The organism is Corynebacterium sp. c25Ua_89 (assembly GCF_047459735.1).
Lineage (GTDB): Bacteria > Actinomycetota > Actinomycetes > Mycobacteriales > Mycobacteriaceae > Corynebacterium > Corynebacterium simulans.
In genome coordinates, this window is record NZ_JASBOD010000001.1 from 454,023 (window position 1) to 479,370 (window position 25,348).

Annotated in this window: 23 protein-coding genes; 14 read left to right on the top strand and 9 right to left on the bottom strand. The window is 59.3% G+C overall.

Annotated elements, in window-relative coordinates:
• Window positions 1-34 precede the first annotated feature (34 nt).
• From ribD to secG, 13 genes are all read left to right on the top strand, one after another.
• Entirely contained in the window at window positions 35-1,060 is a 1,026-nt protein-coding gene (ribD, locus tag QKB66_RS02140) for a bifunctional diaminohydroxyphosphoribosylaminopyrimidine deaminase/5-amino-6-(5-phosphoribosylamino)uracil reductase RibD (protein WP_414252590.1), read from the top strand.
• A 53-nt stretch (window positions 1,061-1,113) separates the two neighbouring features.
• Entirely contained in the window at window positions 1,114-1,728 is a 615-nt protein-coding gene (locus QKB66_RS02145; protein WP_414252591.1) for a riboflavin synthase, read from the top strand.
• 11 nt (window positions 1,729-1,739) lie between these two features.
• The gene (locus tag QKB66_RS02150) at window positions 1,740-3,044 is read left to right on the top strand and encodes a bifunctional 3,4-dihydroxy-2-butanone-4-phosphate synthase/GTP cyclohydrolase II (RefSeq protein WP_414252592.1); all 1,305 of its coding nucleotides are present in this window, start codon (window positions 1,740-1,742) and stop codon (window positions 3,042-3,044) included.
• Window positions 3,045-3,063: 19 nt separating this feature from the next.
• Window positions 3,064-3,543, top strand: a complete 480-nt coding sequence (gene ribH / locus QKB66_RS02155) for a 6,7-dimethyl-8-ribityllumazine synthase (RefSeq protein WP_414252593.1) — start codon at window positions 3,064-3,066, stop codon at window positions 3,541-3,543.
• A gap of 30 nt (window positions 3,544-3,573) precedes the next feature.
• Window positions 3,574-4,128 carry a PH domain-containing protein gene (locus QKB66_RS02160; RefSeq protein ID WP_414252594.1) on the top strand — a complete coding sequence of 185 codons (555 nt, stop codon included), beginning with the start codon at window positions 3,574-3,576 and terminating at the stop codon, window positions 4,126-4,128.
• 3 nt (window positions 4,129-4,131) lie between these two features.
• Entirely contained in the window at window positions 4,132-6,183 is a 2,052-nt protein-coding gene (gene uvrC, locus QKB66_RS02165; protein ID WP_414252595.1) for an excinuclease ABC subunit UvrC, read from the top strand.
• Window positions 6,184-6,228: 45 nt separating this feature from the next.
• A complete protein-coding gene (gene rapZ / locus QKB66_RS02170) occupies window positions 6,229-7,101 on the top strand; it encodes an RNase adapter RapZ (protein ID WP_096337366.1) in 873 nt (290 codons plus the stop codon).
• Window positions 7,102-7,151: 50 nt separating this feature from the next.
• On the top strand, window positions 7,152-8,120 hold the full coding sequence (locus QKB66_RS02175) for a gluconeogenesis factor YvcK family protein (RefSeq protein ID WP_248090365.1): 969 nt from the start codon (window positions 7,152-7,154) through the stop codon (window positions 8,118-8,120).
• Window positions 8,121-8,278: 158 nt separating this feature from the next.
• A complete protein-coding gene (gene whiA, locus QKB66_RS02180) occupies window positions 8,279-9,268 on the top strand; it encodes a DNA-binding protein WhiA (RefSeq protein ID WP_311518346.1) in 990 nt (329 codons plus the stop codon).
• A gap of 500 nt (window positions 9,269-9,768) precedes the next feature.
• Complete coding sequence (gene gap / locus QKB66_RS02185) at window positions 9,769-10,776, top strand: type I glyceraldehyde-3-phosphate dehydrogenase (RefSeq protein ID WP_248090360.1); 1,008 nt, start codon at window positions 9,769-9,771, stop codon at window positions 10,774-10,776.
• A 137-nt stretch (window positions 10,777-10,913) separates the two neighbouring features.
• Entirely contained in the window at window positions 10,914-12,131 is a 1,218-nt protein-coding gene (locus QKB66_RS02190) for a phosphoglycerate kinase (RefSeq protein WP_248090357.1), read from the top strand.
• 53 nt (window positions 12,132-12,184) lie between these two features.
• Window positions 12,185-12,964: a triose-phosphate isomerase gene (tpiA, locus tag QKB66_RS02195; RefSeq protein WP_414252596.1), complete on the top strand. Its 780-nt coding sequence runs from the start codon at window positions 12,185-12,187 to the stop codon at window positions 12,962-12,964.
• 125 nt (window positions 12,965-13,089) lie between these two features.
• Window positions 13,090-13,326, top strand: coding sequence for a preprotein translocase subunit SecG (gene secG, locus QKB66_RS02200; protein ID WP_061922327.1), 237 nt, complete (start codon window positions 13,090-13,092; stop codon window positions 13,324-13,326).
• An 85-nt stretch (window positions 13,327-13,411) separates the two neighbouring features.
• Here secG and pgl read toward each other — a convergent pair whose 3' ends face one another.
• The 5 genes from pgl to tkt all read right to left on the bottom strand — a co-directional run bounded on the left by pgl (window position 13,412) and on the right by tkt (window position 19,965).
• Window positions 13,412-14,179: a 6-phosphogluconolactonase gene (pgl, locus tag QKB66_RS02205; protein WP_414252597.1), complete on the bottom strand. Its 768-nt coding sequence runs from the start codon at window positions 14,177-14,179 to the stop codon at window positions 13,412-13,414.
• A 45-nt stretch (window positions 14,180-14,224) separates the two neighbouring features.
• The gene (locus QKB66_RS02210) at window positions 14,225-15,157 is read right to left on the bottom strand and encodes a glucose-6-phosphate dehydrogenase assembly protein OpcA (protein WP_248090342.1); all 933 of its coding nucleotides are present in this window, start codon (window positions 15,155-15,157) and stop codon (window positions 14,225-14,227) included.
• A 13-nt stretch (window positions 15,158-15,170) separates the two neighbouring features.
• Window positions 15,171-16,703 (bottom strand): glucose-6-phosphate dehydrogenase, encoded by a 1,533-nt coding sequence (gene zwf, locus QKB66_RS02215; RefSeq protein WP_414252598.1) that lies wholly within the window; start codon window positions 16,701-16,703, stop codon window positions 15,171-15,173.
• A 102-nt stretch (window positions 16,704-16,805) separates the two neighbouring features.
• The gene (gene tal / locus QKB66_RS02220; protein ID WP_311518344.1) at window positions 16,806-17,888 is read right to left on the bottom strand and encodes a transaldolase; all 1,083 of its coding nucleotides are present in this window, start codon (window positions 17,886-17,888) and stop codon (window positions 16,806-16,808) included.
• A 7-nt stretch (window positions 17,889-17,895) separates the two neighbouring features.
• Complete coding sequence (gene tkt / locus QKB66_RS02225) at window positions 17,896-19,965, bottom strand: transketolase (RefSeq protein ID WP_311518359.1); 2,070 nt, start codon at window positions 19,963-19,965, stop codon at window positions 17,896-17,898.
• Window positions 19,966-20,256: 291 nt separating this feature from the next.
• Between tkt and QKB66_RS02230 the strand changes: the two genes are divergently transcribed.
• Window positions 20,257-21,201 carry a heme o synthase gene (locus QKB66_RS02230; RefSeq protein ID WP_248090325.1) on the top strand — a complete coding sequence of 315 codons (945 nt, stop codon included), beginning with the start codon at window positions 20,257-20,259 and terminating at the stop codon, window positions 21,199-21,201.
• 61 nt (window positions 21,202-21,262) lie between these two features.
• Here QKB66_RS02230 and QKB66_RS02235 read toward each other — a convergent pair whose 3' ends face one another.
• The 4 genes from QKB66_RS02235 to QKB66_RS02250 all read right to left on the bottom strand — a co-directional run bounded on the left by QKB66_RS02235 (window position 21,263) and on the right by QKB66_RS02250 (window position 25,347).
• Window positions 21,263-22,234, bottom strand: coding sequence for a quinone oxidoreductase family protein (locus tag QKB66_RS02235; RefSeq protein ID WP_414252599.1), 972 nt, complete (start codon window positions 22,232-22,234; stop codon window positions 21,263-21,265).
• Window positions 22,235-22,371: 137 nt separating this feature from the next.
• Window positions 22,372-23,376 carry a COX15/CtaA family protein gene (locus QKB66_RS02240; protein WP_248090320.1) on the bottom strand — a complete coding sequence of 335 codons (1,005 nt, stop codon included), beginning with the start codon at window positions 23,374-23,376 and terminating at the stop codon, window positions 22,372-22,374.
• A gap of 270 nt (window positions 23,377-23,646) precedes the next feature.
• On the bottom strand, window positions 23,647-24,408 hold the full coding sequence (locus tag QKB66_RS02245) for an ABC transporter permease (protein ID WP_414252600.1): 762 nt from the start codon (window positions 24,406-24,408) through the stop codon (window positions 23,647-23,649).
• A 9-nt stretch (window positions 24,409-24,417) separates the two neighbouring features.
• On the bottom strand, window positions 24,418-25,347 hold the full coding sequence (locus QKB66_RS02250; protein ID WP_061922357.1) for an ABC transporter ATP-binding protein: 930 nt from the start codon (window positions 25,345-25,347) through the stop codon (window positions 24,418-24,420).
• Window position 25,348 lies beyond the last annotated feature (1 nt).

Genomic DNA, 25,348 nt, shown 5'->3' on the forward strand with positions numbered 1-25,348 from the left:
AATCGGAAGCTCGCAAAAGCCTGAAAGAATTTTCATGAAGCTTGACTTAGAAGCGGCCCTGCTGCGTGCAATGGAGGCTGGCCAGTCTGTCCGCGGTACCACTAGCCCCAATCCGCCTGTGGGTGCCGTCATTTTAGATGCTCAGGGCGAATTGGTTGGTACTGGTGCCACCCAGCCGGCAGGAGGTGCGCACGCGGAAGTAATGGCTCTCAACGAAGCCGGGGAGGCTGCGCGCAATGGCACTGCGGTGGTCACCCTTGAACCGTGCAACCACACCGGGCGCACCGGTCCGTGCGCGCAGGCGCTTATTGATGCTGGGGTTTCGCGGGTCTTTTTCCTGCATGGCGATCCAAACCAGGAAGCAGCTGGGGGAGCGAGCACCCTGCAAGCAGCTGGGATTGAAGTTGCACAGGTTGCGGCACCCGTTGACAAGGATGTTCCCGACGCGCTCTTGCCGTGGTTGCGTGCCATCGAAATGGGCAGGCCACACGTCACCCTCAAATTTGCGCAGACCCTCGACGGGTTTACCGCCGCAGTAGACGGCACCAGCCAGTGGATTACTGGCGAGCATGCCCGCGCCTGGGTGCACGTTGACCGCTCACAACGCGACGCTATCTTGATCGGCACGGGCACGGCTTTGGCCGATAACCCGTCGCTTACCGCCCGCCGCCCAGACGGCAGCCTTTTTGAGCAGCAGCCGCGCCGCGTGGTGATTGGTCGCCGCAACTTGGAGGACGCGGGCGCGGCGGCCGGCAACTTGCGCGAGCTCGGCTACCTGCAGTTTGAGGACATCGACCAAGCCTTGCGCGAGCTCTATGCGGATGGCGCACGCGATATTTTGGTGGAAGGCGGGGCAGGTCTTGCTAGCTCTTTTCTCAACGCAGGCTACGTCGATGCCGTGCAGGCTTATATTGCCCCGGTTCTTTTGGGCGAAGGCCGTGGCGTATTGGCGCATCCGGTGGCCCAGACCTTGAGCGACGCTAAGCGTTTCCGCCGCAGTGCCACCAAGGTCTTGGGCGATGATGTCTTAATTGAGTACGTGCTTAATTCGCCGAGTTAGACGCACAGAGTTAGACACACAGAGTCAACAAATCATAAATAGAAGGAATTTGCTTGTTTACAGGACTCGTAGAGGAACTAGCCACCGTCTGCTCCATTGAGGAGCAGGGCGATGCGATTCGGCTGGGGATAAGGGCGCCTCACGTGCTTAGCGACGCCGCGCTCGGTGACTCGATTGCGGTCAACGGAGTCTGTCTTACGGTGGCAGCGCTGGATGGCGATGCTTTCGTCGCCGACGTCATGGCCGAGTCGTTGCGACGCTCGGCGCTGGGGCAGTTGCGCGAGGGCTCCGTCGTCAACGTGGAGCGGGCGCTTTTGCCCACCACGCGTTTGGGCGGACACATCATGCAAGGCCACGTGGACGGCACCGCAGAACTATTATCGCGTACCCCTTCGCAGAATTGGAAAGTGTTGCGCTTTAGCCTTCCCCAAGCCCTTGCACGATACGTCGTCGAGAAGGGCTCAATCGCAGTTAGCGGCACCTCGTTGACCGTAAGCGCAATTGGAGCGGACTGGTTTGAGGTGTCGCTGATTCCAACCACCCTGCGCGACACAATCTTTGGCACGATGGAGGTCGGTGCTGCCGTAAACCTAGAAGTAGATGTGTTGGCCAAGTACGTTGAGAAGATGTACGGGCCTAACGCGCAGGACGCAAACCACAGGGGCTAAAGTAAATCCTTATGACCGCAGCAGAATCTTCCGTCAAACTCGACACTGTTGAACAGGCCATTGCTGATATTGCGGCCGGCAAAGCGGTGGTTGTGGTTGACAACGAAGACCGAGAAAACGAAGGCGACCTCATCTTCGCCGCGGAGCTGGCAACCCCAGAACTCGTGGCCTTCATGGTCCGCTACACCTCCGGCTATATTTGTGCGCCGCTGTTGCCAGAAGATTGCGCGCGACTGAACCTGCCGCCGATGATGGCACTTAACGAGGACGTGCGCTCTACCGCTTACACGGTGACAGTGGATGCAGCGACGGGCACCACGGGAATCTCCGCGGGCTCCCGAGCGGAGACCATCCGGCGCTTGGCTGATCCGACCACCACGGTCTCTGACTTCACCCGTCCGGGTCACGTGGTGCCTTTGAGCGCACGCCCAGGCGGCGTTCTGGAGCGTGATGGACACACGGAAGCTGCGGTTGATCTCGCGCGCTTGGCGGGGCTGCGGCCGGCCGGCGTTTTGTGCGAGATCGTCTCCGAGGAAGACCCCACCGATATGGCGCGCTCGCCGGAACTGCGACGCTTTGCCGATACCCATAGGTTGACCATGATCTCCATCGAGCAGCTCATTGATTGGCGCCGCCATAAGGAAACCCAGATTCACCGTTCGGTGGCAACGCGCCTGCCCACCGATCACGGCCTGTTCAATGTGCTGGGATACACCCATGACATCGACGGCAACGAGCACATCGCGCTGGTTGCAGGCGACGTCGAGGAGCTTCGCGGCGCGGAAGACGTGCTGGTGCGCGTGCACTCTGAGTGCCTCACGGGTGACGTGTTTGGATCCCGTCGCTGTGATTGTGGCCCGCAGCTCAACGCTTCGCTCAAGGCGGTTCAGGAAGCCGGACGTGGCGTGGTGATTTATCTGCGTGGCCAAGAAGGCCGCGGCATTGGCTTGGTGAACAAGCTGAAGGCCTATCGTTTGCAAGACAAAGGCCTTGACACCGTCGATGCCAATCTCGAGCAGGGCCTGCCTGAAGACGCGCGCGAGTATTCCGTGGCGGGTCAGATTCTGCGGGACCTTGGCATTGCTTCCGTTGTCCTCATGACTAATAATCCGCACAAGGGTGAGGGTTTGGCCGGCTTTGGTGTCGATGCTTCTCAGCACACTACGCTTGCTGTGGAAGCAAACGAGGACAACATCACCTACCTGCGCACCAAGCGTGACCGCATGGGCCATGACCTGCCGCAGGTTGAACACTGGGATATGCAGCATCCAGCAGGTGGTGCCCGCGACGCGAATCATGAAGACCACCGCAACTAAGCACTAAGAAAGGTTTCCGATGGCTAAAGAAGGCTTGCCTGAAATTGAATTGGTCCCCGCCGAGGGGATCCGCGTGGCTGTCGTAACCGCGACGTGGAACGCCGAAATCTGCGACCAGCTGCACAGGCGCGCTGTAGAGACTGCTCGTGCGTGTGGCGCGCAGGTGACCGAGACCCGCGTGGTCGGGGCGCTCGAACTTCCCGTCGTGGTGCAGGCGGCGGCTCGGACCCACGATGCCGTGGTTGCGCTGGGCTGCGTGGTAAAGGGCGGCACCCCGCACTTCGATTACGTGTGTGACTCCGTGACGCAGGGCCTAACCCGCATCGCTTTAGACGAGTCCACTCCGGTGGGCAACGGCGTGCTCACCGTGAACGAGTATTCACAGGCAGTCGATCGCGCAGGCTTTGCCACCTCAGATGAAGACAAGGGCGCGGAGTCGATGGTGGCGGCTTTAGACACGGTATTGAAATTGCGTACACTAGATGGGCTGGCAGGCTAGGCCAGCCTGTAAACCACGAAGAAGGAACTAATGACTGACGCACAAGAATCTGGGGCCCGCGAGACGTCGACACGCACGCAGCTTACCGACGCCGAGATTCTGGCCTACACCAGTGCGGATCCGTTCGCGCAGACTTCGACGAAGCCGTGGATTTATGAGGCTAAGTCGCAATTTTTGCGCAAGGTGGCAATCGGATGGGTCATCCTCGTCATGGCTATCCATATTTTCATGGGCCTTACCTTGGATATCTCCTTCACCGGTGCTGCCGTCACCACTATCGATAAGTTCGCCTTCCCCGGCGTGGGCCTGCTTATCTCGGTTCTGTCGTGGCTGGCCCTGACGCGCCCGCGCTTGCGTGCGAATGAAGACGGCGTCGAGGTGCGTAACATCGTAGGTACCCGTTTTTATCCTTGGCAGGTCATCTACGGACTATCCTTCCCAGAGGGCGAGCGGATGGCGCGCATCGAGTTGCCCGACTTCGAGTATGTGCCGGTTTGGGCACTGCAGGCTGGCGATAAGACCGCCGTTATTCCGAAGGTTCGCGCTTTCCGCGACCTTGAAGCTAAGTACATGCCGCAGGATTAAAAAGTGGCAGATCCCGCTACCTACCGACCAGCGCCAGGCACTATTCCAACAGAGCCTGGCGTTTATAAGTTTCGCGATGAAAACCGCCGGGTAATTTACGTAGGCAAGGCCAAGAACCTGCGCGCACGTTTGTCCAACTATTTCCAGGACATCACGCAGTTGCATCCGCGCACGCGCCAGATGGTGCTTACCGCTGCGTCTGTGGAATGGACCGTGGTTGCCAGCGAGGTGGAAGCGCTGCAACTGGAATATACCTGGATTAAGCGCTTCGACCCGCGGTTTAATGTCATGTACCGCGACGATAAGACCTATCCGATGCTCGCGGTATCGGTAGGAGAGATCGTCCCACGCGCCTTCTTTTACCGTGGCCCGCGGCGGAAGGGCGTGCGTTATTTTGGTCCGTATTCCCATGCGTGGGCGGTGCGCGAAACCTTGGACCTGCTCACGCGCGTGTTCCCCATGCGCACCTGTTCCAAGGGCGTCTACAACCGGCACGAGCGCTTGGGCCGTCCGTGTCTTTTGGGATATATCGGCAAATGTTCGGCGCCGTGCACCGGTGCGGTATCGAAGGCAGATCATAGGGAGACCGTAAATTCGCTGGTTTCCTTTATGAATGGCAATACCTCGGCCGTGACTCGTGAACTAACCCAGCGCATGGAGCAAGCCGCGGAAAACCTCGAGTTTGAGCTTGCTGCGCGCCTGCGCGATGACTTAGGCGCAATCAACAAGATTATGGAGCAGCAGGCCGTCGTGTTCAATGACGGAACTGATGCGGATCTCATTGCCTTTAGCTCTGATGAGCTGGAGGCCGCTGTGCAGATCTTCCATGTGCGTGACGGCCGCATCCGTGGCCAGCGCGGCTGGGTCGTAGAACGCTCAGGCGACCAAGCTCCGGCGGGGCCGTGGGAAGAAGGCGAAAGCGATCCGGCTTTGCCGGCGTTGATGCAAAACTTCCTGATCCAGTTCTATTCGGATGCCGCAGACCGCGAGCAGCAAGAGATGGAGGAAGACGCTGCCCTTAGTAGGCGCGGTGTGGACCAGGAATCGCATACCGAGACCCGCCGCGGCAACGTGATTCCGCGGGAGATCTTGGTGCAGGCCATGCCGGACGAGTCGGCTGAAGTCATCTCCCTGCTCGAGGATTTGCGTGGGGCGCAGGTGAATATGCGAGTACCGCAGCGCGGTGATAAGCATTCCCTGATGAAGACCGTCGAGCGCAACGCTAAGGAGCAGCTGCGCCAGCACAAGCTCAAGCGTGTCGGAGATCTCACCGCGCGTTCGGCGGCCCTGCAGGACATCCAGGAAGCCTTGGGGATGGACCAGGCGCCGCTGCGCATCGAGTGCACCGATATCTCCCATATTCAAGGCACCGATGTGGTTGCTTCCCTCGTGGTCTTTGAGGACGGTCTGCCACGCAAGGCTGATTACAGGCGTTACCGCATCAAGGAGGCGGCTGGTGACGGTCGCTCCGATGACGTTGGCTCCATCGCCGAGGTAACCCGCCGCCGTTTCAAGCGCCACAACGAGGACAAGCTCGCCAACCCAGACGAGGAAGTCGAGGAGTCCACCTTCGACGACGAGAATGTGCAGGAAGAATCCGCAGAAGCGGGACGTCGTTTTGCCTACCCGCCGCAGCTATTCATCGTGGACGGTGGCGCTCCGCAGGTTGCGGCAGCGCAAGAGGTATTTGATGAGCTCGGCATCGTGGACGTGACCCTCGTCGGCCTTGCAAAGCGCTTGGAGGAAATCTGGGTCCCGGGTGATGATGAACCGGTTATTCTCCCGCGTAACTCGCAGGCGCTGTACTTGCTACAGCAGATCCGCGACGAGGCACATCGCTTTGCTATTACTTATCACCGCCAGCAGCGTTCCAAGCGCATGCGTTCTTCGGTACTGGATTCGGTGCCGGGCTTGGGGCCGCAGCGCCGCACCGATTTGGTCAAGCACTTTGGCTCGGTGAAAAAGCTCAAGGAAGCCTCGGCGGAGGAGATCGCAGCGGTCAAGGGCTTTGGCCCGAAACTCGCCGGTGTGGTCTATGAACACCTGCATGGTTAAAGAAATTCAGCGTTCTATAAGTCTTCGCGGGTTAAGATGGGCTGCATGACGCACTTAGAATCCCCGCCCATCTTCATCACCGGTATGTCGGGTGGTGGCTTGACTTCCGCAGCCAAAGTCTTGGAGGACAAAGGCTACTACGTCGCCCACAACATCCCGCCGAAGGCCATCATTGATCTTCTTAAGCTGTGCGCGATGGAGGAGACCAAAGTTAAGAAGGTCGCAGCGGTAACTGACGTGCGTTCCCGCATGTTTCCAGGTTCGCTGCTGGAGACCATCGATGAAGTTACCGAACTCGGCATGAAGCCAACGGTACTGTTTCTCGATGCACGCGATGACGTTTTGATTCGTCGTTTCGATTCCGTGCGCCGTACCCACCCCCTACAGGGCGGCGACACGTTGAAGGCAGGCATTCAGAGGGAGCGAAAAGCCATCGCGCATGCCCGCGAGCGTGCTGACATCATCATCGATACCACCAACCTCTCCATCCATGATCTGCGGCGTGCGATGGAGGCCGCTTTCGGTGATATGCGCAAAGACGTCCAGCACGTCACCGTCGAGTCCTTTGGCTTCAAAAATGGCTCGCCTCGCGATGCAGACCTTGTGCTTGACGTGCGATTCTTGCCCAATCCTTATTGGGTTCCGGAGCTGCGCGGCTACCGCGGTACCGATGAGCCGGTTTCGGACTATGTCTTGGCCCATCCTGCCGCCGAGAAGTTCATTGAGCACTTCCTAGACTTGTTCGGCACCATGCTCGAGGGCTATCGTCACGAGGGCAAGAACTTCATCACAGTCGGCGTTGGCTGTACGGGCGGCCACCACCGTTCCGTTGCCGTTGCCGAGGAATTGACCCGGCGCCTGCGTCAGCGTGGGGACCTCGAGGTAAACGCTCTGCACCGCGATATTCAACGCGGCTAGTTTTTCCTATTTCCTTGCACAATTGACCCGGAAAGCTTATAAATCCACTAATGACTCGACAAACCCACATGGCTTGCCTCGGTGGCGGCCATGGTCTTTATCAAACCCTTCTTGCTGCCCAGATGACGGGCGTGGAGCGGATCTCAGCCATCGTTACCGTCGCCGATGACGGTGGCTCTTCAGGGCGTCTGCGCCGTGAGCTGGAAATCATTCCACCCGGAGATCTGCGCATGGCGCTGGCCGCGCTTTCCGATGACACGGAAACAGGCCAAATGTGGGCAGAGACGTTGCAACATCGTTTCCGGGGCAACGGTGCGATGGCAGGGCACGCCGTGGGTAATTTGCTCATCGCTGGCCTGACTGAGGTGCTGGGCGATTATCAGGCGGCCCTGGATAAGGTAGCCCAGTTGACCAATTCCCGCGGCCGCGTGCTGCCGGTGGTCAATCATCCGCTGGACATCGAGGCGGAGGTCGCCGGACTTGACGAGGATCCCCGCATCATGCGGGCCGTACGCGGCCAAGTGGCGGTGGCTTCCACGCCGGGTCAGGTACGTCGGGTACGCATCCTTCCGGCGCATCCACAGGCCAATCCGAACGCTTTGGCCGCGCTTTCCGACGCCGACCTCATCACCATCGGCCCCGGCTCTTGGTTTAGCTCGGTGCTACCGCACGTGCTGGTGCCGGAAATCGTGAACACTGTGAAGAGCTCTTCCGCGATGCGCGTGGTTGTGCTGAATCTTTCGGCAGAACCAGGCGAGACTCAGGGCTTTTCTGCGGAGCGGCATCTCCACGTGTTGGCCCAGCATGCGCCGGAACTGCGCATCGACCGAGTCTTGGTGGATTCCAACGCTATCCCGAGTGAGAGTGAGCGCAGCTATTTGCAGCGCGCCGCCAACGTACTGGGCGCCCAAGCGGTATTCGCTGACGTTAGCCTGCGTGATGAAAACGGCGTGCGTCTAAACAAGCATGATCCACACAAGCTTTCTGCTGCGCTGAAGGGATTGCTCGAGCAAAGCTAGCCTGGTGCGGCCAAAGATTTATCGTGCAGGCTAGACTAGTGTTTCTCTATGTCTGTATAAGGCATTCCGTGCCTGATAGGGCATACCGCGTCTGCGCAGGCCTGGTTGGATGATGCTCGGTCTGTACAGCAAGAATCATTGAGAAAGGGGCAAGGACTTTGTCTGCTTCATTGACCGAACAGGTCAAGGATGAACTCACAGTAGTCTCCGTTCCACGCCAGTCCGCTCGTGCCGCGGAAATTTCCGCCATGTTGCGCTTTGCCGGCGAGCTGACCGTAAGCGGGGATCAGATGGCCTACGAAATCGAAGTGGACAATCTGCGCATTGCCGAGCGGCTCATCGAAGCCCTCGATGAACTCTACAGCGTGAAGGCTACCTCGCATGTTGTAGGGCCGGCCGGTTCCCAGAAGAAGTCTCGCGTTCAGCTGCGCATTGCCTCGGGCGCAAAGGAGCTAACGCGTCGCCTAGGGTTGGTTACTCGTTCAGGCCATCCGGTGGTGGGGCTGCCGCCGCAGGTAATCTCGGGCTCTATCGCTGACAACGAGGCCGCATGGAGGGGCGCATTCCTTGCTCAAGGGACGCTGACCGAGCCGGGCCGTTCTTCTACCCTCGAGGTGCTGTGCCCTTGCCAAGAGGCAGCGCTGGCTTTGGTGGGCTGTGCACGCCGCCTGGGAATCTCTGCAAAAACCAAGGAAACCCGTGGCGCTGATCGCGTCGTTGTGCGCGATGGCGATGCTATTGGCGCGTTGTTGACCCGCATGGGCGCTCAGGAAACCCGCTTGACGTGGGAGAAGAAGCGCGTCAAGCGCGAGGCGCACGATACCTCGAAGCGCCTAGATAACTTCGATGATGCTAATTTGCGTCGTTCCGCGCGTGCTGCGGTAACTGCCGCCGCCCGTGTTGAGCGCGCGATGGAAATTTTGGGTGACGACGTGCCCGAGCACCTCGCAGATGCGGGTCGCCTGCGCGTCCAGTATCGCGAGGCCTCCTTGGAGGAGCTAGGCCGCTTGGCGGATCCTCCAATGACTAAGGATGCTGTTGCCGGACGTATCCGGCGCTTGCTTTCCATGGCAGATAAGCGCGCCGAGGAGCTTGATATTCCGGACACCAACGATTCGATCACAGAGGATCTTTTTGACGAGTCGTAGACTTTCTACGTTAAAAAGTTTCTGATTTTTAAGACTTCGATCAAAGCCTTAGCCGCCAGCCGCCTTGTCCGATCGGACGGGGCGGTTTTGTTCGGGCAAAACAGGCACATTCGGGAGTAGGCGGATACTTAACGCCGAGTATTGCTGCGTCTGGTACCTGCTGGATATGTTTGGTAATCTGCGCTGAGCTGGGGGGAGTGATATATCCCACCCCAGGCAACATAAACCAACACATACAGACAAACTCGGGAGTAGTGCAGGGTATTTTCGGTGCGGATTAGTCATGTGGGCGAAAAATTGTACGCCTGTTTTTACCGTACGTCACTACCTGGTTATAGAAAGCCTCGGGGTGGCCCTTTGGCCGCTGCATGCTTGGTGTTTGCTCGGTAGTATCGGCCGTGTTGGGAAAACTCACCGAGGTTCTTCGCACCAAAGACGAACTAGAGGAGATGCCTCGGAGCCCACATAACTTTTACTCGATTTTATAGAGGAGAAAAACAGTGACCATCCGCGTAGGCATCAATGGCTTTGGCCGCATTGGCCGCAACTTCTTCCGTGCAGTTGCCCAGGGCGACTCCGACCTCGAGGTGGTTGCAGTCAACGACCTCACCGACAACGGCAGCCTGGCAAATCTTCTCAAGTACGATTCCGTTCTCGGCCGCTTCGACGGCGAGATCACTCATGATGACGAGTCCATCACCGTCAACGGCCACCGCATCGCAGTTTCTGCTGAGCGCGATCCAAAGAACTTGAACTGGTCCGAGCACAACGTTGACATCGTTATCGAGTCCACCGGCTTCTTTACCGATGGCGAGGCAGCAAAGGCTCACATCGAGGCTGGCGCCAAGAAGGTCATCATTTCTGCACCGGGCAAGAACGTTGACGGCACCTTCGTCTACGGCGTCAACTCCGACGAATACGACGCTGCAAAGCACAACGTTATTTCCGCAGCATCCTGCACAACCAACTGCCTGGCACCGATGGCAAAGGTCCTCAATGACAAGTTCGGCATCGAAAAGGGCCTAATGACCACCGTTCACTCCTACACCGGTGACCAGCGCATCCAGGATGCACCACACAAGGACCCACGCCGTGCACGCGCTGCAGCGGTCAACATGGTTCCGACCTCCACCGGCGCTGCAAAGGCAGTTGCACTGGTTCTTCCGGAGCTTAAAGGCAAGCTGGACGGCTACGCAATGCGCGTTCCGACCATCACCGGTTCCGCAACCGACCTGACTTTCACCGCTTCCCGCGACGTCACCGTTGAGGAAATCAACGCTGCAATCAAGGAAGCTGCTGTTGGCGAGTTCGGCGAGACCCTCGCATACACCGAAGACCCAATCGTTTCCACCGACATCATCACCGACCCACACGGTTGCATCTTCGACGCCGGCATGACCAAGGTCTCCAACGGCAACCTCGTCAAGGTCCTTGGCTGGTACGACAACGAGTGGGGCTACACCAACCAGCTCGTGCGCACCACCTCCTTGGTCGCTTCCAAGCTTTAAGCTCGGCGCTTGCAAGTCCTAACTAGAGGCTTGGCTTAGATGTTCTACCGGCTCACGTAATTTCCCGCCCAAGGGTCATGCGTGGGCCGGTAGTCTTGTATAGAACGCTTTTAAAAATTTCAATGAAGGAGAATCCAATGGCTTTCAAGACCCTTGATGACCTCATCGCAGAGGGTGTGGAGTCCCGCCACGTCCTCGTACGTTCCGACTTCAATGTGCCGCTCGACGAGGAAGGCAACATTACTGACTCCGGACGTATCACCGCATCCCTGCCAACCATCAAGGCACTCGTTGAAGGCGGCGCCAAGATCATCCTTTCCGCACACTTGGGCCGTCCAAAGGGCGAGGTAAACGAGAAGTACTCCCTGGCACCGGTAGCAGAGGCTCTTTCTGAGGCACTGGGTCAATACGTAGCGCTTGCTGGCGACGTAACCGGTGAGGACGCACACGAGCGCGCAAACGGTCTTAACGACGGTGACGTCATGCTGATCGAGAACGTGCGTTTCGATGCTCGCGAGACCTCCAAGGATGAGGCTGAGCGCGGCGCTTTCGCTGATGAGCTCGCTGCCTTGGCTGCGGATAACGGCGCCTTCGTCTCCGACGGTTTTGGCGTTGTCCACCGCGCGCAGGCTTCCGTATACGACGTCGCTAAGCGCCTGCCGGCGTTTGCAGGCAAACTTGTGCAGAAGGAAGTCGAGACTCTCGCAGCTGTCGCTGAAAAGCCAGAGCACCCATACGTGGTTGTCCTCGGCGGCGCGAAGGTCTCTGACAAGCTCGGCGTCATCGAAGCGCTGGCAGATAAGGCTGACAAGGTCATCATTGGTGGAGGCATGTGCTACACCCTGCTCGCGGCAAAGGGCTACAACGTTCAGAACTCTCTGCTGCAGGAAGACCAGATCGACAACTGCAAGGACTTGCTCGAGCGCTTCGGTGACAAGCTCGTTCTGCCGGTAGACCTCATCGCTGCTACCGAGTTCAACGCTGATGCGGAAAGCAAGGTTGTCGCCCTCGACGGCATCCCAGAGGGCTGGATGTCCCTGGACATTGGACCTGAGTCCGTCAAGGTATTCGACGAGGTTATTGCATCCTCTAAGACCGTATTCTGGAATGGTCCGATGGGCGTATTCGAGATGGAGGCATTCTCCAAGGGCACCGAAGGCGTGGCTAAGTCCATCATCTCTGCCACCGAAAACAACGGATCCTTCACCGTCGTCGGCGGTGGCGACTCCGCTGCTTCGGTTCGCTTGCTTGGTCTGAATGAAGAGGGCTTTTCCCACATCTCCACCGGCGGTGGCGCATCCCTTGAGTTCCTCGAGGGTAAGGAACTGCCGGGCGTATCTGTTCTGCAGGCATAAGCGCCGCGGTTACACAGGCCAACGCACAATAAAACCTGAAAGGAAAATTTTCCATGGCACGTAAACCACTGATTGCCGGTAACTGGAAGATGAACCTGGACCACAAGGAAGCAATCGCCTCCATCCAGAAGTTCGACTTCTCTCTGCCGAAGGACTACTACGACAAGGTCGACGTCGCCTTCATGGTGCCGTTTACTGACTTGCGCACCATGCAGACCCTCTCCGAGGGCGACAAGCTGCTTTTGACCTACGGCGCACAGGACATCTCCAAGCACGATTCTGGCGCCTACACCGGTGAGGTCTCAGGCAAGATGCTCGCATCCTTGGGCTGCAAGTGGGCCGTAGTTGGCCACTCTGAGCGCCGCGAGTACCACGGCGAGACCGACGAGCTCGTATCGGAAAAGGCTGCTGCAGCACTTAAGCACGGCCTGAGCCCGATCGTCTGCGTCGGCGAGCCCCTCGACGTTCGCGAGTCCGGCACCCACGTTGACTACGTGGTCAACCAGACCCGCAATTCCCTCGCAGGCCTGTCCGCTGAGGACTTGTCTAAGACCGTCGTTGCCTATGAGCCTGTCTGGGCCATCGGCACCGGCAAGGTTGCTTCCGCTGACGACGCCCAGGAGGTTTGCGCTGCAATCCGTGCTCTCGTGCGCGAACTTGCGGGCGAAGAGGTGGCGGAAGGCATTCGTATTCTTTACGGCGGTTCCGTCAAGGTTGACTCCGTCGCCGAGATCGTGTGCAAGCCCGACGTCGATGGCGGGCTAGTCGGCGGAGCTTCCTTGGTAGGCGACGAATTTGCCAAGCTCGCTGCAAACGCATCCACCGTTGCCTAAGCACCGGGTCAAGGAATAGGTACTGGATAACCAGCGCTACGCACGTGGGTCGAAGTATTCTTCGGCCCACTTCGTGGTGTAGAGTAGTCCGGAGTTAATTAATAAATTCTGAGAGGAACGATCCTATGATCTTGGCACTGGAAATCATCTTGGTGATTGCCGCGATCCTCATGTCCATCTTCGTGTTGCTGCACAAGGGCAAGGGCGGCGGACTTTCCAGCCTCTTCGGCGGCGGCGTCCAGTCCAACCTTTCTGGCTCCACCGTCGTGGAGAAGAACTTGGACCGCTACACCATCGTGATGGTTATCATCTGGTTGGCCTGCATCGTAGCGCTCAACCTGATCCAGGCATACGCCGTTTAAAGCCTAAGCAGGCTTAAAGAAAGGCCGCGCTTCCTTTACTTTTAAGGAAGCGCGGCCTTTTACTTTTCTGCTTTTTATTCGTTTCTTATTCTTCGATTACCGTCGCGGCGTCGTCGCTTAAGAAAAGAATGGTTTCGCTAGTGCCATGCGCACCGGCTGCAGGCCATTCGATGGCGGGGGAGCCGGCCACGATGTGGGAGGCCGCCTCAGCCTTTTCCTCACCGGAGACCAAGAACCACACACGCTCGGAGCGGTTAACCGCAGGTAGCGTCAGCGTGACGCGCTCTGCTGGTGGCTTGGGAGAGTCGGGGACTGCTACAACGAGGTCTTCTTGTTCCATTACTGCCTCAGAACGCGGGAACATGGAGTTGATGTGGCCCTCGCCGCCCATGCCGAGCAGGTGAAGGTCGAAGCCGTTAGGTGCGAACTCCGAAATCTCGCCCGCATAGGCCTTCGCCGCATGCTCCATGGCGATAGCGCCCAAGTCGAGACCGTGAATGTGTTCTTCCGGAACGCCCGCTGCGTGCAGGAGTGCCGCACGGGCTTGGCCCTCGTTGGAGTCAGGATCGGAGACTGGAACATTGCGCTCATCACCAAAGAAGACGTGCACGCGGGTCCAATCGATGGCCAAGGCTGGGTAATCCTCACTCTGCTGCTTCGCAGCGGCATCGAGGCGAGCTAGCTCGTGCAGAGTTCCGATGCCGGCACCACCGCCGGTGAGAACAACGCGCGCCACGCCGTCTTCGTGAAGGCCGCCGCCCGGGGCCTGGACCGACGTGACTACGTCGATGAATTTGCGGGCGGCAGAGGATATGAGTTCGTCTACATCGCTTACGCGGTGAAGAGTGACCATGTGTGTTTGATCCTTAAAAGGGGTGTAAAAAATAAAGATGTACGACTAACTGTAGTCCACGCGCGACAGTGCGCGAAGCGAGTGCGCATATGTCTTGTCAGAGTCGAGGTGGCGCAGGTCCTCGGAGAGGATTTCTGCCTGCGAACGCACGCTCAACGAGACCAGGGAATCCGGGGAACCCGGAACCTGTACGCGGACGGTGCTAGCGTCGACGACGTCGACTGTTACGTGTGAGGATACGCGGTTAAAGAGCAGGGAGTGGATAGGAAACGCCCCCGGCTCTGGAGCCGCCGTTGTTTTCCTGGTTACCGGAACACCCAGGGCGTCGACAAGCCAGCCCGCAGCAAAGTCAGCGGCAGGGCTTTCTGCCGCTCCGCAGATCTCCACGGACTCGACCGGCTCATGTGGGTGGCGGTCAAGCGCCGATGCTACGATGCCGCGCCACAAGGTAATGGCTGCCCAAGACATATCCGAGTCCCCCGGGGTATAGCCGCGGGAGAGCTGCATGAGCTCCTCATGGCTCGCCCCATCCCCGTAGGCCACGTTGGTGATCCGGCGCTGCGCCAGCTTGCCGATTGGGCTCTGCGCTGGATTAGCTGGGCACTTGGTGGGCCACCAAGCAACCAGTGGCGTATCCGGAAGCAGCAGTGGGATAACCACGGACTCGGACTGCTCAGCTAGGTCGCCGTGCAGGTGCATGACGACGATCTCCGAGGCGCCAGCCTCACCGCCGACGCGCAGCTCGGCATCGAGGTGGGTTTCCTTGTCGCCGGAGCCGGCGATGACGACGAGCACGCGGGAGGGGTGCTCGTGCGAAGCGTCGCGAATGGAGGCTAGGATTCCCTCGATATCGTCGCCCTCGTTAGCGGCAACAATAAGCGTGAGCACGCGGCCAGTGGTCAGCGTGTAGTGCTCCTGCGCCTCAACGAGCTTCTTGGAGATCTCGCGGGTCGTGGTATCAGGCAATGGAATAATCATCGCTGTGGCCTCCTTAAGGGCGACGCCAGGTATGGCCCCGGCGGCGCAGCATCGTGTTGGCGGATTCAGGGCCCCAAGTGCCCGCTGGGTATTCTTCCGGCTGCCCGGCCTTGGCCCAATAGTCAAGAATTGGGTCGAGGATGGACCAGGAGAGCTCGACTTCCTCGTTGGTCGGGAAAAGTGAGGACTCGTCGAGCAAAGCATCGAGGATGAGGCGCTCATAAGCCTCAGGAGATTCCTCGGTGAAGGCCTCTGCGTAGGCGAAGTCCATGTTGACATCGCGGACTTCCATGGTGGAACCCGGCACCTTTGAACCGAAGCGCATTGTTACGCCCTCGTCTGGTTGGACGCGAATGACCACGGCATTCTGGCCGAGAGCCTCTGCCTGACCGTTGTTGAACGGCTGGTGCGGGGCGGTCTTGAATACCAGTGCGATCTCGGTGACGCGGCGGCCGAGGCGCTTGCCGGTGCGCAGGTAGAAAGGCACACCGGCCCAGCGACGGGAGTTGACCTCAAGGGTGCAGGCCGCATAGGTCTCAGTGGTAGAAGCAGGATCGAATCCGTCCTCCTCACGCAGGCCCCGCACGTACTCGGAGCCCTGCCAACCTGCAGAATACTGGCCGCGGGCGGTGGTCTTGTTCAACGGGTGAACCGCCTGGGTCGCGCGCAAGACCTTGATCTTTTCCGCCTGTAGTGCCTCCGGTTCAAAGGAAGAAGGCTCTTCCATAGCTACGAGGGCGAGCAGCTGCAACAGGTGGTTCTGGATAACATCGCGGGCGGCGCCGATGCCGTCGTAGTAGCCGGCGCGGCCTCCCAAGCCGATGTCCTCTGCCATAGTGATCTGCACATGGTCGATGTAGTGCGCATTCCACATCGGCTCGAAGATCTGGTTGGCAAAGCGCAGCGCCATAATGTTCTGGACGGTTTCCTTGCCAAGGTAGTGGTCAATGCGGAAGACGGAAGACTCCGGAAAGACCGCGTTGACAATCTCATTGAGCTCACGAGCAGATGCTTGGTCGTGGCCGAAAGGCTTTTCAATGATGACGCGGCGCCAAGAATCGTCAGCGCTGTTGGCCATGCCAACGCGCTCAAGCTGGTGGCAGATGCTGGAGAAGAACTCGGGTGGAACAGAAAGGTAATAAGCCCAGTTGCCGCCTGTACCGCGGGAGGAATCTAGCTCCGCCAATCGTGCGGACAGGGCGTCGAAGCCGGCGTCATCAAAAGCACCGTGCACGAACTCGATGCCCTGCGCCAGGTGCTGCCAGACGTGCTCGTTGAACTTGGTACGGGCGCCTGCCTTGACTGCGCCCATCACGTAGTCGCAGAACTCTTGTTTGTTCCAGTCACGGCGGCCATAGCCCACCAAGGTGAAACCAGCGGGAAGGAGGCCGCGGTGCGCAAGGTCGTAGATGGCGGGTAGCAGTTTCTTATAAGCGAGGTCACCGGTTACACCGAAAATCACCATGCCCGAGGGGCCGGCGATGCGCGGTAAGCGCTTGTCCTTCGCGTTGCGCAGTGGATTTACCCAGGCGCTCGATTCCGTCACAGGGGGTTCCTTTCCCAACTTAATTCTCCAGCGACACATTCTAGCGACAAGCGCCCCGCCGAGGTTAGTCAGCGGGGCGCGCGGCCAAATAGGCGGCCGCAGCTACAGGCGAGCTGCCATCGATTCCAGAAGTTCTTCCCAAGCGGCGACGAACTTATCGACGCCCTCTTTTTCCAGGAGCGCGAAGACATCGTCGAAGTCGATACCGAGTTCTGCTAGCTCGGCGAAGACGGCTTCTGCCTGCTCGGCGGAATCGCTTAGGGTATCACCGTGCAAGTTGCCTTCTGCTAGCACTGCGTCGATAGTTTTTTCCGGCATGGTGTTGACCGTGTGCGGGCCAGCCAACTCGGAAACGTACAAGGTAGCGGGGTAGTCGGGGTTTTTAACGCCCGTCGACGCCCACAGCGGGCGCTGCACATTCGCGCCTGCGGGAAGATCGCCTGCCTCCAGCAGCTCCTTCTTGAATAGGGCGTAGGCGCGCTGGGCATTGGCGACGCCCGCCTTGCCGCGCGCTGCCAAGGCAGCATCGCTTCCGATTGCCTCGAGGCGCTTGTCGACTTCGCTGTCCAAACGGGAGACGAAGAAGGAAGCCACGGAGTGAATCTTGGAAACGTCGTGGCCGGCCTCCTCGGCGCGGTGCAGGCCCTTCTTGAAGGTGTCGATGACTTCACCGTAGCGCTCGACGGAGAAGATCAAGGTGACGTTGACGGAGATGCCGTCGGCAAGCGCGTCAGCGATGGCCGGAAGGGAACCCTCGGTGGCCGGAATCTTGATCATCAGGTTCGGACGGTTAACGCGCGCCCACAGCTCACGTGCCTGCTGGATGGTGGCCTCGGCATCGGCAGAAATGCGGGGATCGACCTCGATGGAAACGCGCCCGTCGCGACCTAAAGATGCCTCGTAGATTCCTGCGAACATATCGCATGCGCGGGCGACATCCTCGATGGCAAGGGCGTAGACGGCGTCGTCAGCCTTTGCTCCCTCTTCCTTAAGCTGCGCAATCGCGGCATCGTAAGCGGTGCCTTTGGACATCGCAGCGGCGAAGATGGCCGGGTTTGTGGTGACACCCACGATGGACTTGGAGGAGATGATCTCCTCGAGGTTGCCGGAGTCTAGGCGCTCGCGGGAAAGATCGTCCAACCAGGTAGAGGTACCGAGTTGAGCAAGTTCATCAATATGCGACATGGTTTCCTTATTTGCTAGCGGTGATGGATTCGTGGGCGGCGTTGACTACGGCTTCGGTGGTGATGCCAAACTTCTCGAAGAGCTCGCCGGCTGGGGCAGAAGCGCCGAAGTGCTCGAGGGAGACATTGCGGCCGAAGGTACCGGTGTACTTATACCAAGGCATTGCGAGAGCAGCCTCGACGGAGACGCGGGCGCGGACTGCGGAAGGCAGCACGGACTCGCGGTAGGCATCGTCCTGTTCGTCGAACCATTCCAGGCATGGCGCAGAGACAACTCGGGTGGCGGTGCCTTCTGCTTCGAGCTGCTTCGCGGCCTCGACAGCCAGCTGCACCTCGGAGCCGGTGGCCAGCAGGATGACGTCTGGGGTTTCCTTGGATGCTTCTACCAAGACGTAGGCGCCACGACGTACGCCCTCGGCTGCCTTTTCCTTGGTTCCGGCAAGCACCGGCAGGTTCTGGCGGGAAAGCGCAAGGCCCTTTGGAGCTGCCTTGTACTCGAAGGCGGCGGCCCAAGCCTGCGCAGTCTCGTTGGCGTCAGCTGGGCGGATGACCGAGAGATTCGGGATAGCACGAAGGGCAGTCAAGGTCTCGACCGGCTGGTGGGTTGGGCCATCCTCGCCCAAGCCGATGGAGTCGTGGGTCCAGACGTAGTAGGTATCGGTGGACATCAAGGCACCGAGACGGACGGCCGGGTACTGATACTCGGAGAAGATCAGGAAGGTGCCGCCGTAAACGCGGGTGTTGCCGTGCAGCGCGATGCCGTTCATGATTGCGGACATCGCGTGCTCGCGAATACCGAAGTGGAGGTTGCGGCCGTAAGGCTTAGCATCCCAAGCTCCGGTGGTGATGGACTCAGGGCCGAAGGAGTGGGCGCCCTTGATGACGGTGTTGTTGGAACCAGCCAGGTCGGCGGAACCGCCCCACATCTCCGGAACTGCAGCAGCCAATGCCTGGATGGTGGCCTCAGAGGCCTTTCGGGTAGCGATGGAATCGCCCTCATCCCATTCCGGTAATTCTGCTGCGAAGTTCTCCGGCAGCTTACGTGCCTGCATGCGGTCGAAGAGCGCCTTGCCCTCTGGGTTTGCGGCAGCCCAAGCGTCGAACTTTTCCTGCCACTTAGCGTGCGCCTCGGCGCCGCGCTCACGCAGCTTGCGGGTGTGGGCTATTACCTCGTCGGAGACCTCGAAAGTCTTTTCTGGATCGAAGCCCAGAACTTCCTTGGTGGCGGCAACCTCTTCATCACCCAGCGCAGCGCCGTGCACGCCGCCGGTGTTCATTTTGTTTGGTGCCGGATAACCGATGACGGTCTTGACGCGGATGAAAGATGGGCGCTCGGTTTCCTCGCGGGCGGCCTGTGCAGCGGCTTCGAGTGCTACGACGTCTTCACCGGACTCGACGGTCTGGACGTGCCAGCCGTAGGCCTCGTAGCGCGCTACGACGTCCTCGTTGAAGGCGATGTTCGTATCGTCCTCGATGGAGATGCGGTTGTCATCCCAGAACACGATGAGGTTGCCCAGCTTCTGGGTGCCCGCCAGCGAGGAAGCCTCGGCGGTAACGCCTTCTTGTAGGTCGCCGTCAGAGGAGATGACGTAAACGAAATGATCGAACGGGGACTCGCCGGCCGGGGCTGCGGCGTCGAAAAGCCCACGTTCCTTGCGGGCCGCCATGGCCATGCCGACTGCGGAGGCCAAACCCTGGCCGAGCGGGCCGGTGGTAATCTCCACGCCGTCGGTGTGGTTGACCTCTGGGTGGCCTGGCGTCAGCGAACCCCAGGTACGTAGGGATTTGAGGTCGTCCAGCTCCAAACCGAAGCCGCCCAAGTAAAGCTGGATGTACTGCGTCAGCGAGGAGTGACCAACAGAAAGAACGAAACGGTCGCGGCCGGCCCACTTAACATCGTTCGGGTCATGATTGATGACGCGCTGGTACAGGGTATAAGCCAACGGTGCCAGGGACATCGCGGTGCCTGGGTGCCCGGAGCCGCACTTTTGGACAGCATCTGCTGCGAGAACGCGGACGGTGTCGACCGCGCGAGTATCCACATCAGTCCAGTCAGCCGGATAACGGCGCTCGACCATGGCTTGCAATTCTGGGGTCAGCTTTTCTTGCGACACTGGGGACGCCCCTTACTTTGTGGATCGGTTGATTATTGACCCCTCAAGTCTAGATGTTTTGATTAACGGGTGGTGGATTGTCACGGATTGTGGTGGATTATCTAAAACGGTCCAAGAAACTGTAGGCTGGCATGGTTAAGAAGCCTTGGTTAAAGGCGGGGGAACTTTCTAACCCCCGAAGCCGACAACTAATTTGCGGCCATAACCAGGCGGCCACAAAAAGTTACCCCGTGCCAGATACTGGAGGAATATTCCTTGGAGACGTTAAAGGCCTATTTTGCGCTGACGAAGCCGAGGATCATTGAGCTTTTGCTAGTCGCCGCAATTCCGGCGATGCTCCAAGCGCAGCGTGGTGTTGAATCCGTCACGGATAACTTCTGGCTAATCCTTTCCACCATTTTCGGCGGCTGGATGGGCGCTGCGGCTGCCCACACCTTCAACAACGTGGTGGACTATGAGATTGACCAGAAAATGCAGCGCACACGCGCTAGGCCGCTCGTGCGTGCGAGTATCACGCGCCGCAATGCTGCCATCTTTGCGTGGGTGATGTTGGCGCTTTCGGTCTTCTGGCTGGGCGTTCTGGCGCACTCCTGGCTGGCAGCGTTCTTCGTCATCCTGACTAACTTCTTCTATGTCTTCGTCTATACGAAGTTTTTGAAGATGCGCAATTCCCAAAACATCGTCTGGGGCGGCCTCGCTGGCTGTATGCCGGCGATGGTGGGTTGGGCAGTAATCCGTGACAATGCCCCTGCTGGTGAGCCCGATAAGTGGTGGCAGGCCATCGTGCTGTTCCTTATTATCTTCTTTTGGACACCGCCGCATACGTGGGCACTGGCAATGAAGTACAAGGAGGACTACCGCAAGGCAGGCGTTCCGATGCTGCCGGTAGTCGCCCCTGAGGTCGAGGTAACCCGCCAGATTGTCTGGTACACAGTCGGTACGCTCATCGTGACCTTCCTGATCATCCCTGCCGCCTCGTGGATCTACTTGGTGGCTGCAGTTGGTTCCGGCGCCGTCTTCTTGTGGATTGCTATTGCACTCCACCGCGGCGTCAAACAGGGCGAAAAGGTCAAGCCCATGCGCTTGTTCATCTACTCCAACAACTACCTGTCGGTCTTGTTCATCGGCCTATCTATCGACGCCGTGCTGGGCTGGGAATCCATCGGCAGCATGCTTGGCTGGTCGACGGCCTGGTTCTAACACAATCAGCCAACTTGGTGGGCCTGAAGGTGAAATCGAACAAGCGGCAATAAAACCTAGCCTAGTTGTCCTCGCGCACTCTTAAGACGATAGAACCGGTGGTCTTGCGCTCGTGGAGATCGCGATGAGCTTGCGCGGCGTCTGCGAGCGGGTAGGACGCTGAGACGTTGAAGACTACGTCGCCTTCAGTGATCGCCTGAACGACTGCTTGGGCGCGCATTTGGAACTCGCCTTCTTGGGAGGTCCATGCACCCAGAGAAGGCCGAGTCAAAAAGATCGAGCCATGCTTGTTGAGTAGCTGTGGATCCATCGGAGGAACCGGACCGGAGGCCGCACCAAACAGTGCCACGGTGCCGCGTGGGCGCACCACTTCGAGCGACTCCATGAAGGTATCCTTGCCGACGCCGTCGTAGACAACGTCCACACCGAAACCACCGTTGAAGCGGCGAACCTGCTCAGCAAGACCTTCTCCGTAGCGGAACACTTGGTCAGCGCCAGCCTCGTATGACAGGGCTTCTTTTTCATCGGTGGAGACCACCGTGTAGACCGTGGCACCGGCTGCTTTTGCCATTTGGGTAAGGGTAAGGCCCACGCCTCCTGCGCCTGCGGTGATAAGGCAGGAGGCGCCCTCGCCGAGCTGGTATACGCCATTCGCTAGGTAATGAGCGGTCATTCCTTGCAGGAGCATGGAACCAGCTACCTCAGGCGGGAAGTCATCGGGGACCGCAACGATGCGGTCGCGCGGCACGCATACTTGCTCCGCATAGGAGCCGAAAGCGTGGTCCCAAGCCACCATGGTGCCTTCGGCGATTTCGCCCTTTGGATCGTGGACAACGCGGCCAGTGCCCTCGAGGCCGAGGATGAAAGGAGGCGTAGCGCTGTAGATGCCTTCGCGGTAATAGGTGTCGATGTAGTTGACACCGGCCACGATTACGTCGACAAGCAGCTGATCCTCGGTAGGGGTGGGTGCCGAAGTCTCTACATACTCGAGGACCTCTGGGCCACCCTTGTGGTTGACCTGAATTGCGTACATGTTTCAAGGCTATCGCAGCTACTCGCATACATGCAGGAAAACCGCTCCACCGAACGGCACCAAGGCCAGTTCTAAGAGGTGGAGCGGTTTCGCCGAAGACTTTTAAGTCTCGGGAGTCTACAACCTAGTTTAAGTTTTTACTTCGCCAGTGCTGCTTGCCGCGCAGCGAACTTTTCTTCGGCTGCTGGGGAGCCAGTTTTTAGGCCCTCTGTGCCGTTGACGCGGCGAACACCATGCGCCCATAGGAGAGCGGTGAATGCGGTGACTACGGAAGACATGCCGATGTGGATTGGCACCGTCCAGCGCGGGATGTGCATGTAGAACTGGGCGACGCCGATACCCCATTGGATGAGAATGCAGGCGATGAGGACCCAGGCGGCCTTCTTGACGAATTCCGGTGCATGAACACGATAAAGCATGAAGATCACAATGACGGTGAGGATCAGGTAGGCGTACATGCACATCGCATGAGCCACGGCCATCATCTCGGTATCGACGTTGAGGCGGCCTTCCATGCCGACGCCATCGTCGCCAGAGTGGACACCAGAGCCGGTGACCATGGTGCCGGTGGTGAGGACCACGGCGAGGGCAATGGATGCCATCGCGGCCAACACGCGGATAGCCTGCGGGAAGATCTGGGTACGCACGCCGTCGTCAGGCTCAAGGATGCGGGAGTAAAGCATTGCAGCCAACCAAACGAGAATCATCGATGGCAGGAAGTGCAGCGCCACGGCCCACCAGTTGAGCTTCAAGAAAACAGAGATGGCGCCGATGATTGCCTGAACCACGATGCCGGCCAAGTTCAACCACGCGTAAACCTTCAACTCAGTGCGGCGGCGCGCCATATGCATCGCCATGATTGCGGCCACCGCGGCGGCCGTGACGACGAAGGTAAGCAGGCGGTTACCGAACTCGATGAGTTGGTGGATCCACGGTGCCGCACCGGAGAGAGGAACCAGCGAGCCCGGGTGGCACTCGGGCCAAGTGATGCAGCCAAGGCCGGAACCCGTAACACGCACAATGGCGCCGGATACGGTAATGCCGCCTTGGCAGACGAGCAGAATCATCGCGATGAGACGCTGCGTCTTGATGGCGGGCGTCGCCTCGCGGAAAAACGTAGATACTTTGTTACCGGAATTCACGTTAAAAAGACTACCGCTCGGACAGGGTCGGAACGAAACCCTGAATGCCTGCGGGAGCGAAAAAGATAAAAGTCACATTTGCTGCTGGAATGGAACTTTTTCGCGGCTGCATTTCGAAGTTTCCAAATGGTGAGGTCGACTTGGTGAGGTGAGGCTACACCAGTCTCAGCGCAATACTCGGGTCACAGCTGTTACGGGGTGACCTCACCATTTGCAGATATGAGCCCTCATCAAACGGTTCAAGCCCGCGTAGTGCGGTCAGGTGCGCGACTAGCCCTCGAAGCGGAACCAGCGCACCGCTGCGAAGGAGGCGGCGCCGGCCCAGGCGAGGAGCACGAGTAGTTCCTGCCAGGGGAAGGTGTGGTTGAGGGCGTCGGCAAGCGCGCTTGCCATCGCGACGGTGGGCACCACGGTAAGGATGCCGTCATTGCTCAAGCCCTGGGTGTACATGGCCCAGCCCACGACTCCCATCAGAATGAACCAGATGAGGTTCGCAACCGCGAGGACTACCTCGGAACTTAAAGTGCCGCCGAGCAGCAGGCCGAGCGCGGTGAAGGCGCACACGCCCAGGATGAGGGTGATAAACCCAAGCAAGATGCCGCCAAGGCTAACCCGCAGGCCAAGCAGGAAGGCAACGCCGCCGAGGACGAGGACTTGGACCGCGACCATTGAGAAGACGGCGGCAATCTTGCCCACGATGATGGTCCAGGCCGGGACGCCGGAGGCGCCGGTTCGCTTCAGTGCGCCGTATCGGCGGTCAAAGGCCAGCGCGATGGCTTGGCCGGTAAAGCCGGAGCTTGTGGCCGCCACCGCCAAGACCATGGGGAATATTTCCTTCAGGCCGTGGCCGGTGATGTGCTCCATCCGTGCCGCGCCAATCAACATGGCCAGGGGAATGACGATGCTGAGCAGTTGCTGCTCACCGTGGCGCAGCATGAGTTTGGACTCGATTAGGCCCTGAGCTCGTGCCATGGTCCAGACGCTGGCACGCTGCGGGTGCGGCTGAAAGGTTCCCGGTTCGAAACGCGTCATGATTACTCCTTAGCTGCGCAGCTCGCGGCCGGTGATGTCGAGGAAGACGTCCTCAAGGTTGCGGTGGGTGGTGTCCAGGTTGCGCAAGGTAACGCCTTGCTGGGCAAGCTCCTGGGCCAGGCGGGCGATGACGTCTGGGGTAGCCGGGGTTTCCACGCGGTAATGCAGTGGGCGGGTGGCCTCAGTGGGCAGCCCTGCCGCGTTGAGCGCGTTAAGGTCCACCTCGGTGGCTGTCTCGAAAGTGATGAGTGGTGAGCCCGTGGATTCCATGAGTTCTGCCGTTGTACCCTGCGCTACCATGTGCCCGTGGTCCACGATGACAACGTGGTCAGCCAAAGCCTCGGCCTCGTCCATCAGGTGCGTGGTCAGAACGGTGGTTACTCCGTCATTGCGGAGCGCGCGGATGAGATCCCACACAGCCAAGCGGGATTGGGCGTCGAGCCCTGCAGTTGGTTCATCGAGGAAGACCAACTCCGGGCGGCCGATGATAGCCAGCGCTAGGGACAGGCGCTGTTGCTGGCCACCGGAGAGGCGTCGATAAGTGTTTTTCTCCACTCCTTTTAGCCCCAGCTGTTCAATCAGCCAGTCGGGATCGAGCGGGTTTGCACTGTACTTGGCGCTGAGCTGCAGCATCTCGCGTACACGGATGCCAGAGTAGGAACCGCCGCCTTGGAGCATGATGCCGATGCGCTCGCGCACGGCATCGGGGTCGGTGCTGGGATTAAGGCCTAAGACGCGGATGCTTCCTGACGTCGGCTTCTTAAAGCCCTCACACATCTCGATGGTGGTGGTTTTGCCGGCGCCGTTAGGTCCAAGCAGGCACAGCATCTCGCCACGTTCTACGCGGAAGCTGAGCCCGTCGACGGCCCGTTTATCGCCGTAGGACTTGACCACGTTGCTGAGCTCTAGCGCTGGTGCCCCATCGAAAGTTGCATTCACG